This is a genomic window from Actinokineospora spheciospongiae, assembly GCF_000564855.1.
Lineage (GTDB): Bacteria > Actinomycetota > Actinomycetes > Mycobacteriales > Pseudonocardiaceae > Actinokineospora > Actinokineospora spheciospongiae.
This window is the reverse complement of the sequence record NZ_AYXG01000154.1, coordinates 1-14,505: the sequence shown is the minus strand read 5'-3', so window position 1 is coordinate 14,505 and position 14,505 is coordinate 1. Positions and strand designations below refer to the sequence as shown.

Genomic DNA, 14,505 nt, shown 5'->3' with positions numbered 1-14,505 from the left:
GACCGGGCTTTGAACAGCGGCACAGCCGAGCACATCCACCCACCCGGGCACACCTGCGAAAGACTGGGCTTTCGCAGGAATGGCCTGACTGTCAGGAAATGGCCTGGCTGCCAGGTGTCCGCTGGAAGACGTGCACCTCGGTCCGGTCGACGTACCCGAGGCGCCGGTACCAGCGCCGGGGCCACCCGGTGGCCTCGGCGATCAGGTAGCGCACGTCGTCGTCGGCCGAGCGGTGCAGTGCCTCGGCGACCAGGGCCCGCCCGTACCCGCGCCCCCGGCTGTCCGGCAGGGTGATCAGGTTCTCGAACTGCGCCACCCCGTCCCGCCGGTACAGCTCACCCCGGGCCAGCACCCGCCCGCCGCGCCCGCGCACCGCCAGGAAGGTCACCTCGGCCCCGCGCTCGTAGAGCCGCACCCGGTCGGCCAACTGCTCGATCTCGTGGTCCGGGTCGTCGGGGAAGTCGGCCCGCCAATCCCGGATCAGCCACGGCCGCAGGTCCTCGAAGTCGACCGCCTCGACCAGCGCGCGGTCCCCCTCGGGCAGCGGGCCGTCGTGCACCATGGTCACGATCCGCTCGTGGTTGCGGTACCCGGCCCGCCCGAACGCCCCCGCCGCCGCGGCCCCCGCCCCGGCGTCGTCGAACTGGACCTGCCGGTGCCGCAGCCCGGCCCCACCCAACACCTCGTCCGCCACCCCGATCACCTCCTCCGCGGCGACGGACCCGGTGACCACCACCCGGTTGTGCGTCCACGAGGCGGGGTAGTCGGCCTGCAGCAAGGCATAACCCCACGGGAAGTCGACCACCTCGGTCGCCTGCACCCGGGCGAACCCGTGCTCGAACCGCCCGATCCGCCCCAACTGCTCCGCGGCGCTGTCCATCACCGGCACTCCATGATCCGATCGTATGACCCCCCGGCCCAACCCCCGCCACCCCACAAGCCAACCCGGCGCCCCCGTCAACCCGGCGCCCCCGTCAACCCGGCGGCGTCCGCACCCTCCCCGCTACGACTGCCCCACTCACCCGGTTTCCCGCTCACCCTGGGCCCCACCCACCTGGTGTCCCCACCCATCCAGCGTCCCCATCCACCCCGGTACTTCCGCTCCCGCTCACCCGACGGCCTCCGCCACCACCTCCCGCACCCGTGGCAGCACGTCCTCGGCCAGCACAGCCCCGTGGAACACCGCCGCGACCCGGTGCCGCCGGTCGAGCACCAGCGTCGTCGGCACCGCGATGCTCCGGTACTTCCCCAACCCCACCAACGACCGCCCCGCCGGATCGTAGATCGACGGGTACCCCACCCCCCGGTCCCGCACGAAGTCCACCGGGACGCTGCGGTCGTTGTCCCGGATGTCGACCCCGAGGAACTCCACCCCCGCACCCTCGGTGTCAGCCCGCACCCGCTCCAACTTCCCCACCTCCCCGCGACACGGCCCACACCACGTCCCCCACACGTTGAGCACCACCACCTCACCCGCGAAGTCGTTGCTGGACAACGCCTTCCCCGGCTCCACCAGGTCCTCACCCGCCACCGCGTCGATCGCCACCCGCTGCTCCACCGGCACCAGGGCCCCGTTCACCGGCACCGCCGAGGGATTTCCCGCCCCACACCCCGCCCCACCCGCGAACGCCACCCCCACGAGCACCACCGCCGCGCGCACCACCGACAACCGCATGACCGCCCCCCAATCTGGTGATCACCTACTCACCGAGCACAAAACCGCCGCCTCCCGAACCCCGTTCTCGTTCGACTCCCAGGAACCTGCTCAGCAACCCCACCCCCGCTCGGTCGCGCCCCTCGGGGCCGCCCCCGGCCACCGGCGCCCCACTCGAAGCGACGGGTGAACACGACCGGCGCCGTGTCGGGACGCCGCTGCGGTCGCGGTCGCTCCGCGAGGCATCCATTGTTCCCCGGTCAATCGACTGCGGCGGGGGACTGCTGTGGATCACTCGTTTCGGGGGTTGGACGGGGTTTGATCAGCAGGGCCAGGGCGGCGCCCGCGGCGCAGACCACGGCTGTGATCAGGAAGATTTCCGTGTACTGGGTGAGCAGGGCCGATTGCAGTGCCGCCTGGTAGTCGGCGATCTCCTTGGCCGCCGCCGCCGGGTCCTTGCCGAAGGGCAGGGGGACGTTCAGGTTCGCCGTCAGGGAGTGGAAGCGGTGCAGGCCCCAGGCGGAGAGGGCGGCCACGCCGACCAGCATGCCGGTCATCCGGGCGACGACCACGGCGGCGGCGGCCACGCCGTGGCGTTCGGTGGGGACCGCGCGCAGGACGGCCGCCGAGAGGGGGGCGATGACCAGGCCCAGGCCGAGGCCCGCGACGACCAGGTCGGTGTCCACGTGGGACAGGCCGGGGAACCAGCCCGCGCCCAGGGGGTCGGCGGGCCAGGCGGACATCAGCAGGTAGCCGACCGCCGCGACGGCCATGCCGACCACCGACACCGGGCGGTCGCCGACGCGGCCCGCCAGCCAGCCGCCCGCGACCGCGCCGATCGGGAGGGCGACCAGGAAGCGCAGGAGCAGGAACACCCCGCCCTGGTCGTCGCGGCCCAGGAGGGTCTGGGCGAACAGGTCGACGTCGACCAGGGTGACCATCAGGGCCGCGCCCGCGGCGACCGAGACGCCCAGGGCGGCCAGGAAGGGGCGCATCGCCACGCCCGCCGGGTCGATCAGGCGGGTGCGGGCGCGGCGCTCCCACAGCAGGAACAGCACCAGGGCCACCGCCGCCCCGAGCAGCGTCGGCAGACCCCACGACGGCAGGACCGCCGTGCGCGGGTCGGGGTTGTAGAGGCCGACCACGGCCAGGCCCAGCGTCACCGCCAGCAGCACGCCGCCGACCACGTCGACCCGGACCCGCTCGGCGGCGGCGGCCCGCTTCGGCACGGTCAACTGCACCGCCACCATCGCCAGCACGGCCAGGGGCACGTTCACCCAGAACACGCCGCGCCACCCGGTGATGCCGAACGCGTCGGACCACAGCGGCAGGGCCGCCACGGCCACCCCGTAGAGCGGGCCGAGCACGCTGCCCAGCTCCTGCGCCCCGCCGACGGCGCCGAGCACGGTCGACCGGTCGCGTTCGCTCCACAGGTCCGCCGCGAGCGCCATGGTGACCGGCAGCAGCGCGCCGCTCGCCACGCCCTGCACCACCCGCCCGGCGACCAGCGTCGTCAGGTCGCCGGACAGGGCCGTGATGACCGACCCGGCGGTGAAGCCGAGCAGGCACGCCTGCAGCAGCGGCCTGCGCCCGAACCGGTCGGAGGCCTGGCCCAGCAGCGGCATCGCGGCGATGTAGCCGAGCAGGTACCCGGTGACGATCGGGGTGACCTGCTCCAACCGGTTGATCGGGATGCGCAGGTCGGTGATGATCTGCCGCAGCACGCTGACCACCACGTAGGTGTCCAGCGCGCCGAGCAGCACCGCGAGGCCGCCCGCGCCGATGGCGATCGAGCGGCCCCGCAGGCGGGGCGCGGCGGCGGTGGCGGTCACGTCAGTTCGGCGGGGTGATCGTGACCGGCTTGCCGATCTCCGACAGCGACAGGTCCACGGTGGCCGTCTGGTCGCCCTGCGGCACCTCCACCGTCGCCTTGACCGGGTCGCGGGTGTCGTTGTCGCGCACCCAGATCGACAGGTCGACGTCACTGCTCACCCCGGGCACCACCCGGGAGACGACGTCCTTGGCGACCCGGCCGTTGACCTTGAACGCGTCGACCCCGTCGACGGTCTCGCGCTTCTCGGTCTTCGGGTCCTGGATGTTGCCCAGCACGTTCGCCACGCCCCGGTCCGGGTCGAGGATCGCCGACGGGTCGTAGATGTTGGTGACCAGCGAGGCGTCGAGCTTCTGGTAGCCGCCCGTCGGTCCCTGCAGGTACAGGTCGTCGGGGGTCAGCACGAACTTGCCCTCGATGAGCTGGCCCAGGAGGGTCAGCTTGACCGTGCCCTGCGCCCCGCCCCCGCCGAGGCGGGTGATGTCGCCGTCGGCGTTCTGCACCGGGATGGCGTTGACCGTCCCGTTGACCTTCAGCGAGAAGTGGACGGTCTCGATCTTCCTCGTCGCCTCGGTGGCGGACTTCAACAGCGCTGCCCCGTCGGGCAGGGTGCTCGTCTGCCCACCGGGCGTCGAGCCCCCGTTCGACGTGCAGCCGGACACGAGCACCCCGACGACCGCGAGTGCTCCCAGAAACCTTCGGCGCGTGACCATGGGAGGGATCGTAGGGGGGATCGGCTGAGGGCGGGAGAAACTGTCCACAGGCGGGCCCGACCTGCGGAAAAGTGCTCCACCGGTGAGTGGGTGGCTCTCAGGGGGCGCGGAAAGTCCTGCGGTAAGCCAGCGGTGACACGCCGATCGTGGCGCGCAGGTGCTGGCGCAGCGACGCCGCACTGCCCAGGCCGGACTCCTCGGCCACCCGGTCGATGGGGAGGTCCGTGGTCTCCAGCAGGTGCCGGGCGTGCCGCAGGCGCTGCTGGACCAGCCACGCGCCCGGGGACAGGCCGGTCTCCGCGCGGAAGTGCCGGGAGAACGTGCGCACGCTCATCGACGCGCGCGCCGCCAGGGTGGCCAGCTCCAGCGGCTCGTGCAGGCGGGTGAGCGCCCACTCGCGGGTCGGGCCGGTGCCGCCGGTGCCCGCCGAGGGCAGCGGGCGGTCGATGAACTGCGACTGCCCGCCGTCGCGGTGCGGTGGGACGACGCAGTGCCGGGCGGCGCGGTTGGCGGAGGCGCTGCCGTGGTCGGTGCGCACCACGTGCAGGCACAGGTCCACGCCCGCGCCCAGGCCCGCGGAGGTCAGCACGTCGCCCTCGTCGACGAACAGCACGTCCGGGTCGAGGTCCACGCGCGGGTAGAGGGCGCGGAACTGCTCCGCGTACCGCCAGTGGGTGGTGGCGCGGCGGCCGTCGAGCAGGCCCGCGGCGGCCAGCACGAACGCGCCGGTGCAGATCGACATGACCCGCGTGCCCGGCCTGATCAGGGCGAGCGCGTCGGCCAGCGGCCCGTCGAGGACCCCCCGGTGGCGCGGACCCGGGGCCATCGTGCCGGGCACGACCACGGTGTCGGCGGTGGCCAGCGCCTCCGGGCCGTGCTCGAGCAGCGCCCGGTACCCGGTGTTCATCCGCACCGGTTCCCGGTCGACGCCGCACACCACCACGTCGTAGAGCGGCTCCCGGTCCGGGCCTGCCGCCGAGCGCATGATCTGCGGGGGGATGGCCAGGTCGTAGCCCACGGCCTCGTCAACAGCCAGGACGGCCACCCGGTGCGTCATGGCCGAATCCTTCCACATGTTGGCACTCAGGCCACTTCCGGTGAACCGCCGCAACCCACAACCTGTTCTGCGTGACAAGACTCGACGACGCCCCCGTCCGCGCCCGCCGCCCGCACCGGGCCTGGTCCGTGGCCGCGGTGGCCTTCGTGGCACTGGTCGGCGCCGCGGGCTTCCGCGCCGCCCCGAGCGTGCTCATCACCCCGCTGCACGACGAGTTCGGCTGGTCGACCGGCACCATCTCCGCGGCGGTGTCGATCAACCTGGTGCTCTACGGCGTCATCTCCCCGTTCGCCGCGGCGCTGATGGAGAAGCTCGGCATGCGCCGGGTGGTCACCGGGGCGCTGCTGCTGGTCGCCGCGGGCAGCGGCCTGACGGTGTTCATGACCGCGAGCTGGCAACTGCTGCTGCTCTGGGGCGTGTGCGTCGGCGTCGGCACCGGGTCGATGGCGCTGACGTTCGTCGCCACCGTCACCTCCCGCTGGTTCGTCAGGCACCAGGGCCTGGTCAGCGGCGTGCTCACCGCGGCGGGCGCGGCGGGCCAGCTCGTCTTCCTGCCGGTAGTGGCCCTGCTCGCCCGCGACCACGGCTGGCGGCCCGCGTCGCTGGCGGTGTCGTTCGCGGCCCTGGCCGTCGTGCCGCTGGTCCTGCTCGCCCTGCGCGACCACCCGCGCGACGTCGGCACCACCGCCTACGGCGCCGACCCCGCGGCCCCTCCCACCACGCAGGCCCCCAACCCCGGCCACGCCGCCACCCGCGCGCTCCGAGTCCTGCGCGTGGCGGTGCGGAACCGGACGTTCTGGCTGCTCGCGGGCGGGTTCGCCATCTGCGGCGCCTCCACCAACGGCCTCATCGGCACCCACTTCGTGCCCGCCGCGCACGACCACGGGATGCCCGCCACCACCGCCGCCTCCCTGCTGGCCCTGGTCGGCCTGTTCGACGTCGCGGGCACCATCGCCTCCGGCTGGCTCACCGACAAGGTCGACCCCCGCCTGCTCCTCGGCGCCTACTACAGCCTGCGCGGCGCCTCCCTGCTCGTGCTGCCGCACCTGTTCGCCGCCACCACCGAACCGCCGATGTGGGGGTTCGTCGTCTTCTACGGCCTGGACTGGGTGGCCACGGTCCCGCCCACGGTCGCCCTGTGCCGCCGGGTGTTCGGCGCCGACGGCCCGATCGTCTTCGGCTGGGTCTTCGCCTCCCACCAGGTGGGCGCCGCCCTCGCCGCCACCGGAGCGGGCCTGATCCGCGACCACCACGGCGGCTACGACCCCGCCTGGTACATCGCGGGCGGCCTGTGCGCGCTGGCCGCCGTCATGTCCCTGCGGATCACGTCACAGCGACAACCCGCAGGGGCGCCGGGGGCCGCCTAACATCTACGCTGCGCCCATGGATCGCCAGCAGGAATTCGTCCTCCGCACCCTCGAGGAACGCGACATCCGGTTCGTCCGCCTGTGGTTCACCGACGTGCTGGGCTTCCTCAAGTCGGTGGCGGTCGCGCCCGCCGAACTCGAGGGCGCGTTCGCCGAGGGCATCGGCTTCGACGGTTCCGCGATCGAGGGCTTCTCCCGGGTGTACGAGTCGGACATGATCGCCAAGCCCGACCCGGCCACCTTCCAGGTCCTGCCCTGGGAGACCCCGGAGGGCGAGCCCTACTCCGCCCGCATGTTCTGCGACATCGCCATGCCGGACGGCTCCCCCTCCTGGGCCGACCCCCGGCACGTCCTGCGCCGCACCCTGTCGCGGGCCAGCGAGGCCGGGTTCACCTGCTACGTCCACCCGGAGATCGAGTTCTTCCTGCTCAAGAACCTCCCGGCCGACGGCAGCGAACCCGAACCGGCCGACAACGGCGGCTACTTCGACCAGGCCTCGCACGCCAGCGCCACCCACTTCCGCCGCCACGCCATCGAAACCCTGGAGGCGATGGGCATCTCGGTGGAGTTCAGCCACCACGAGAACGCCCCCGGCCAGCAGGAGATCGACCTGCGCTACGCCGACGCGCTGACCATGGCCGACAACGTCATGACGTTCCGGTACGTGGTCAAGGAGGTCGCGCTCACCCAGGGCGTGCACGCGTCGTTCATGCCCAAGCCGTTCTCCGACCAGCCGGGCTCGGGGATGCACACCCACGTCAGCCTGTTCGAGGGCGACCAGAACGCGTTCTACAACAACGAGGACCCGTACGAGCTGTCGGACACCGGCAAGGCGTTCATCGCGGGCCTGCTGCGGCACGCGCGGGAGATCTCGGCGATCACCAACCAGTGGGTGAACTCCTACAAGCGGCTGATCGTCGGCGGCGAGGCCCCCACGGCCGTGTGCTGGGGCCACGCGAACCGCTCCGCGCTGGTCCGCGTGCCGAACTACTCGCCGACCAAGTCCTCGTCGCGGCGGGTGGAGATCCGCTCCCTGGACTCGGCCTGCAACCCGTACCTGGCCTACTCGGTGATACTGGCCGCCGGGCTCAAGGGCGTCTCCGAGGGCTACACCCTCCCGCCCGCCGCCGAGGACGACGTGTGGTCGCTGTCGGACGCCGAGCGCCGCGCTGCCGGGTACGCGAACCTGCCGCAGAACCTGGGCGAGGCGCTCAACGAGATGGAGAACTCGGAGCTGCTGGCGGAAACGCTGGGGGAGCACGTGTTCGACTACTTCCTGCGGAACAAGCGCACCGAGTGGGACGCCTACCGGCGCAGCGTCACCCCCTACGAGCTGCGGTCCCTGCTGCCCGTGCTCTGAGGTCCGGGTGGCGCACCCAGAGGCCGGTCTCCTCGTGCGCGCCCCGGTCGACCTCGACCGGGGCGCGCACGCCGGGAACCAGGCACCGACCGCTGCGTGCGGGAACGCAGCATCGGTCCACCCCTCCCACTGCGCCACGGTCATGACCATCCCCGGACCGTGGCGCCGGCGGGTGCGGACCACGGAGTCCGGTGCAGCCCGTCGGTGGGGGAGGTCCAGCCCGCGAAGTCGACCGGTGCTCCGCCTCGGGGACGGCGCACCGGCGCGACCGCCAGGCTCCACCGCGCGGCCCGCGCCCACCAAGCCAGCCCCGGCCGGATCGCGGCCGAGACGACGCATGGGGTGCCCGGCTCGACGCCCACCGCGCACTCGCGGACCGAGGTGGTCGAGGGCGCCGTCGCAGCCCCCCGACAGCGCGGCCGGGTCGCCGTCGCAGCGCAGGGCGCCCGCCACCGCGTTCCGGCGCTCGGCGGTGACCCGGTCGTGCAGGATGAATCCCGGCCAACCGCCGCGCAGCGCCCCAACCGCCGCACCACCCGGGGCCAGGGTGCTCGCCGCCGGTCATGACCCCGGTCCGGGGCACGGGGCCGACCCCATGGGCCACCCGGCCCGGTGAGCTGTTCCACAGCCCGCTCCGCGCGACTTGTCCACAGCTCGGCCCACCCGCTTGACATCCGGCGCGCGCTGCGGCAGGCGACCAAGCCATCCCAAACCCCCACCCTCCCGGGGGATTCGGGTCCGTGGGGCCATTCTACCGGCGGGGGTGACAGGGGAGGGGTGGTGTTGATCTTCCTGTGGACAAGTCGTCGCTGGGGTCCACAGGTTTCCGGTTGCCCTTGACGGAGAGGAGCGATGCGCCACACAGGGCGAGGGGATCGGGAACGATGTGGCGTCCACCGGGGGAAACGCGGGATGGGGGGGACCGCAGGCAGTGCTGCGGAGAGTTCCGGCGCACCACCCACACGAGTTCCAACCATCGCGCCCGGGTGGGGGAAGCCATTAGGTTGGCCGGGTGGCAGACGTTGTCGGGACCCGGTCGTTGAGCGCCTGCACGGTTGTCGACTGTGCACGGTTGGGCGCGGCTCGGGTGGCCGCCCGGACGTTCCGGGAGCAGCACCCCGGGGCGCGCTTCGTCATCCTCCTCGTCGACGGCACCGCCCCGGACACCATCCCACCCGCCGAACTCGGGATCGGCGACGCCGAACTCGCCGCGCTGGCCACCGGGCACACCGCCGCGGAAGCGTGCGCGGCCCTGCGGCCCCGGCTGCTCGAGTGGCTGCTCGACGGCGAGGACGCGGTGCTGCACCTGGCACCCCAGGTCCGCGTGCACGCCCCCCTCACCCACGTCACCGACGCGCTCACCGACGCCGCCGTCGTCCTCGTGCCCAAGGCGCTGCGACCGCTGCCCGCCGACGGGCTCCAACCCGGGGCCGACGACCTGCTGGCCGCCGGGGTCTACGACGAGGGGTTCATCGCCGTCACCCACGGCGCGGAGCACTTCCTGCACGCCTGGGCCGAGGTCAGCCTGGCCACCCCGGCCCGCGCCGGGGTGTTCCTCGACGGGGCGCCCGCACTGGTCGACCACCGGGTCCTGCGCGACCCCGGCCTCAACCTCTCCCGCTGGAACGCCGCCCAACGCCCCCTCGGCCGCGACGCCGACGGCAACCTGACCGCGGGCGGCCTGCCGCTGCGGACCGTCGACTTCACCGGGTTCGACCCGCGCAAACCCTGGCTCCTGACCGCCGAGCACCGCGACCACCCGCGCGTCCTGCTCTCCGAACACCCCATCCTCAACCAGCTCTGCGCCGACTACTCCGAGGAAGCGGGCGAAGACCCGCCCACCCCCACGACCAAGTTCGGCAGCCTCGCCGACGGCACCGCGCTCCCGCCCTCGCTGCGCGCCGCCCACCGCGCCCAGAAACCACCCGCCGCCGGAGTCGACCCCGCCGGGTTCCTGCGCTGGGCCTGCGAGGCACCACCGAACCAACCCGACGCCACCCGGTGGGCGCTCTGCCTCTGGGAAGACGACCCCGACCTGCGCGAACGCTTCCCCGAACCGTTCGGCGCGGACGCGGGCGCCTACCGGGACTGGTGCGCCGCCGACGCCGTGACGACCGGGCGGATGCACCCGCGCGCCGTACCGGGGCAAGCCCCCGACGTCACCCTGATCGACCAGATCGGCGTGTCCGTCCTCGGCACCGGACCCCTTGCCGACCGGCTGCGACTGGCCGCCACCGCCTCCGGGCTGCCCATCTCCGACGAACCGGTCTACCCCGTGGTGCTCGCCTGCGCCGGGACCGCCGCCGTACCCCGGCAACGGCACGTCATCGCGGTCCGCGACGAGTACGGACCGGTGCCCGCCCGCGCCGACGAGCGCTGGCTGGTCTGGCCCGCCGCCGCCCCCGCGCCCGACGGGGTGGCCACGCACACCGTGCCGCTGCCCGTCCCCGACCGGGGCGCCCGCGACGAACCCGCCCGCGACGAGGCCAGGCACGACCTCGGCCTCGACACCGAACCCACCTTCGTCGGCCTCGCCGACCAGGCCGACGACCTGCTCGCCGCCTTCCGCGCCGCCTTCCCCACCCGCGACGACGTGCGGCTGCTCCTGCTCGTCCCCGACGCGCTGACCCGCACCGAGGCGGCCGAACGGCTGCGGCTGTTCGCCGCCCGCGAACCCCGGGTCCGGCTGATCACCAGGGAAAGCGCTTTCGCCACCGCCGTCGACGCCGCCACCTGGGCCGTCTCCGTCCACCAACCCGGCGACCCGCACGGCGCCCGGGTCAACCGGTGGCTCACCGACCTGTCCCTGCGCGGCGTCCCCCTCATCACCGTCGCGGGCGGGACCGGCGCCGAACTGCTCGGCGCCGACGGGTGCGTGGTGCTGCCCGTCGACGAGTTCGCCGCCGACACCATGGTCGCCGGGGCCGTGCGCGACCTGGCCGACGACCACGCCACCGCCGACAAGGTCGGCTCCGCCGCCCGCACCCACCTCACGGAGGCGCTGGCCCCCGCCGCGACCGGCGCGGCCGTGCGCAGACGGGTCGAACTGGCCTACCGCAGGTGGCGGGCGGGCCGGGCACTGGCCACCGCCACCGAGGACGACCCGCTGCGCGCCCTGCGGGCCGCCCGGCACGCCCTGCTGCGCAGGCCCGACGCCGACGTCGGCTACAAGATCCCGATGGCCCCGCAGATGCGCCGGGCCGTGCTCCGGGTCCTCTCCCACTACGACAACCACCTCACCTCGGTGATGGGCTCGCTCATCGACGGCATCGAGCGGACCGCGGTAGAGCTCTACGAACGGCAGGAACGGCTCGCCGCCCCCGGGGCGGGCACCGACGTAGACCTGCTGCGGGCCGACCTGGACCTGGTCGTCGAGCGCACCACCGCCATGGGCAGGCAGGTCACCACCGCCAACGAGGAGATCGCCCGCCTGCGCGGCGACGTCACCGGCGGCGCGCGGGCACTGGGGGAGCTGTCGTCGCGGGTCCGCGAAGTCGGGCAGCGGGCGGAGATCGCCCCGGCCGCCGGGGACGAGGTGCGCAGGCTGACCGAGGCGCTGGCGGCGAGCACCGCGCGCATGGACGCGCTCGAAGCCCGGCTCGCCGAACGCGAAACCGCCCAGGAGAGCAAGCTCGCCATGGGGGCCTGGTCGGCCGACCAGGCCCTGCGGGCGACCGACGCGCTGCGCAGAGTCGTTGTGCGCCAACAGGAACGCGCCAACCCGACCGACACCGCGAGTTCGCTCGTGCTGTGCGACGCGGGGCTGCTGCGGCTGCCCGCGCGCGACAGCGTCATGTCGGCGGTGCTGTCGAGCAACGGGGTGTGGGAACCCGAGGTCGCCGAGCTGGTCGACTCGCTGATCGAACCGGAGAGCGTGTTCCTCGACGTCGGCGCGTACGTCGGCTACCACGCCATCCGGGTGCTGAGCAGGCTCGGCACCAGCGGCACCGTGGTCGTCGTCGAGCCCGACCCGGACGCGCTGGAACTGTTGCGGCACAACGTGTCCGAGAACGTCGCCGAGTCGGTGGCCGAACGTCTGGGCGTGCTCGCCGCCGCCGGGTGGGACAGTCCCGCGACCCTGGTCGGGGTGCCCTCGGCGGGGGGCGGGTACGCCGTGTCGCCCCGGGACCCGAAAACAGTGACCACGGACACACCGGGTGAAGTTGCGGTTGCCGGGGTCCGGCTGGACCGCGAACTCGACGCGCTGGAGGCCGCCCGGGGGCAGCGGTTGTCGGTCGTCAAGGTCGACGTCCCCGGCCGCGGGCACCGGGCCCTCGGGGGCTTGGTGCGCCGGTTGCGCAAGGATCGGCCGCACGTGATCTTCGGTGTCGACGGGGCGTTGACCAGCGCTTTCGGTGACGACCCCGCCGTCGTGCTGCGGGAGTTCCGGACGTGGGGCTACGAGCTGGTGCGCCTGGGCGAGACCACCGCCGTGGGGGTGGACGAGGTGCTCGACGAGGTGCTCTCCGGGCAGGTGCGCACGGTGTGGCTCCGACCGGCCGCAAGCCGCTGACCAGCCGATTTGACTTTGAATTTCTACCTGCGTAACTTTCTCCATGTCGCACGGAGCGCCGGACAGGAAAGGCCACAGGGCCTGACCCGGACGGAGCCGGAAGACACCACCTGCTAGTCTGCTCCGGCAGGCCGACAGGGCCGGGACTTCCACCGGGTCGAGCGGATTTGACATCGCGAAACGGACCGGGTAACGTTCTGCGGCGTTGCGAGACACCGAAACCTACCGGGTAAGGACCAAGCGGTCCTCCACGGCCGGGCGCGGATCGAGCAAAACCTGACTTGCAATACCAGCCTCGGATGAAGCCGCGCCTGAACAGGGTCGGTTGAATCGGATGTGCGTGTGTTGTTTGAGAACTCAACAGTGTGCCGATTTAAGCCAGTAGAGCTTAATATCATGAAACCCTGTCAGGGGTTTCCTTTGAGATGAATTGATGCCAGTTTTGGTGTCTTTTTGTCAGGCTACAACACTCATTCATTATTGGAGAGTTTGATCCTGGCTCAGGACGAACGCTGGCGGCGTGCTTAACACATGCAAGTCGAGCGGTAAGGCCCTTCGGGGTACACGAGCGGCGAACGGGTGAGTAACACGTGGGTAATCTGCCCCGTACTCTGGGATAAGCCTTGGAAACGAGGTCTAATACCGGATATGACTCCACATCGCATGGTGTGGGGTGGAAAGTTCCGGCGGTACGGGATGAACCCGCGGCCTATCAGCTTGTTGGTGGGGTAGTGGCCTACCAAGGCGACGACGGGTAGCCGGCCTGAGAGGGTGACCGGCCACACTGGGACTGAGACACGGCCCAGACTCCTACGGGAGGCAGCAGTGGGGAATATTGCACAATGGGCGAAAGCCTGATGCAGCGACGCCGCGTGAGGGATGACGGCCTTCGGGTTGTAAACCTCTTTCAGCAGGGACGAAGGGCAACTGACGGTACCTGCAGAAGAAGCACCGGCTAACTACGTGCCAGCAGCCGCGGTAATACGTAGGGTGCGAGCGTTGTCCGGAATTATTGGGCGTAAAGAGCTCGTAGGCGGTTTGTCGCGTCGGCCGTGAAAACCTGGGGCTTAACCCTGGGCCTGCGGTCGATACGGGCAGACTTGAGTTCGGTAGGGGAGACTGGAATTCCTGGTGTAGCGGTGAAATGCGCAGATATCAGGAGGAACACCGGTGGCGAAGGCGGGTCTCTGGGCCGATACTGACGCTGAGGAGCGAAAGCGTGGGGAGCGAACAGGATTAGATACCCTGGTAGTCCACGCCGTAAACGGTGGGTGCTAGGTGTGGGGAACATTCCACGTTCTCCGTGCCGTAGCCAACGCATTAAGCACCCCGCCTGGGGAGTACGGCCGCAAGGCTAAAACTCAAAGGAATTGACGGGGGCCCGCACAAGCGGCGGAGCATGTGGATTAATTCGATGCAACGCGAAGAACCTTACCTGGGCTTGACATGCACTGGAAACCAGTAGAGATATTGGCCCCCTTGTGGCCGGTGTACAGGTGGTGCATGGCTGTCGTCAGCTCGTGTCGTGAGATGTTGGGTTAAGTCCCGCAACGAGCGCAACCCTCGTTCCATGTTGCCAGCACGTCATGGTGGGGACTCATGGGAGACTGCCGGGGTCAACTCGGAGGAAGGTGGGGATGACGTCAAGTCATCATGCCCCTTATGTCCAGGGCTTCACACATGCTACAATGGTCGGTACAGAGGGCTGCGAGACCGTGAGGTGGAGCGAATCCCTTAAAGCCGGTCTCAGTTCGGATCGGGGTCTGCAACTCGACCCCGTGAAGTCGGAGTCGCTAGTAATCGCAGATCAGCAACGCTGCGGTGAATACGTTCCCGGGCCTTGTACACACCGCCCGTCACGTCATGAAAGTCGGTAACACCCGAAGCCCATGGCCCAACAGTTCACTGAGGGAGTGGTCGAAGGTGGGACTGGCGATTGGGACGAAGTCGTAACAAGGTAGCCGTACCGGAAGGTGCGGCTGGATCACCTCCTTTCTAAGGAGCACCTGC

At 71.4% G+C, this 14,505-nt stretch carries 8 protein-coding genes and 1 rRNA gene; 4 read left to right on the top strand and 5 right to left on the bottom strand.

Features of this window, described 5'->3' with window-relative positions:
• Nucleotides 1-91: 91 nt before the first annotated feature.
• The 5 genes from UO65_RS38675 to UO65_RS20345 all read right to left on the bottom strand — a co-directional run bounded on the left by UO65_RS38675 (nt 92) and on the right by UO65_RS20345 (nt 5,255).
• Nucleotides 92-880, bottom strand: coding sequence for a GNAT family N-acetyltransferase (locus tag UO65_RS38675; protein WP_052021412.1), 789 nt, complete (start codon nt 878-880; stop codon nt 92-94).
• A gap of 228 nt (nt 881-1,108) precedes the next feature.
• Nucleotides 1,109-1,675, bottom strand: a complete 567-nt coding sequence (locus tag UO65_RS20360; RefSeq protein WP_052021411.1) for a TlpA family protein disulfide reductase — start codon at nt 1,673-1,675, stop codon at nt 1,109-1,111.
• A gap of 239 nt (nt 1,676-1,914) precedes the next feature.
• Entirely contained in the window at nt 1,915-3,486 is a 1,572-nt protein-coding gene (locus UO65_RS20355; RefSeq protein ID WP_084175954.1) for an MFS transporter, read from the bottom strand.
• Between the two features lies 1 nt (nt 3,487).
• Nucleotides 3,488-4,198, bottom strand: a complete 711-nt coding sequence (locus UO65_RS20350) for an LppX_LprAFG lipoprotein (protein WP_035285055.1) — start codon at nt 4,196-4,198, stop codon at nt 3,488-3,490.
• Between the two features lie 97 nt (nt 4,199-4,295).
• Nucleotides 4,296-5,255 (bottom strand): GlxA family transcriptional regulator, encoded by a 960-nt coding sequence (locus tag UO65_RS20345; protein ID WP_084175951.1) that lies wholly within the window; start codon nt 5,253-5,255, stop codon nt 4,296-4,298.
• 71 nt (nt 5,256-5,326) lie between these two features.
• On the opposite strand from UO65_RS20345, the gene UO65_RS20340 reads away from it, so the two are divergent.
• The 4 genes from UO65_RS20340 (at nt 5,327) to UO65_RS20325 (ending at nt 14,490) form a co-directional block, all read left to right on the top strand.
• On the top strand, nt 5,327-6,622 hold the full coding sequence (locus UO65_RS20340) for an MFS transporter (RefSeq protein WP_052021410.1): 1,296 nt from the start codon (nt 5,327-5,329) through the stop codon (nt 6,620-6,622).
• A 16-nt stretch (nt 6,623-6,638) separates the two neighbouring features.
• On the top strand, nt 6,639-7,982 hold the full coding sequence (locus tag UO65_RS20335) for a glutamine synthetase family protein (RefSeq protein ID WP_035285047.1): 1,344 nt from the start codon (nt 6,639-6,641) through the stop codon (nt 7,980-7,982).
• A 1,012-nt stretch (nt 7,983-8,994) separates the two neighbouring features.
• On the top strand, nt 8,995-12,495 hold the full coding sequence (locus tag UO65_RS20330) for an FkbM family methyltransferase (RefSeq protein ID WP_152552182.1): 3,501 nt from the start codon (nt 8,995-8,997) through the stop codon (nt 12,493-12,495).
• Nucleotides 12,496-12,972: 477 nt separating this feature from the next.
• A 16S ribosomal RNA gene (locus UO65_RS20325) occupies nt 12,973-14,490 on the top strand.
• Nucleotides 14,491-14,505 lie beyond the last annotated feature (15 nt).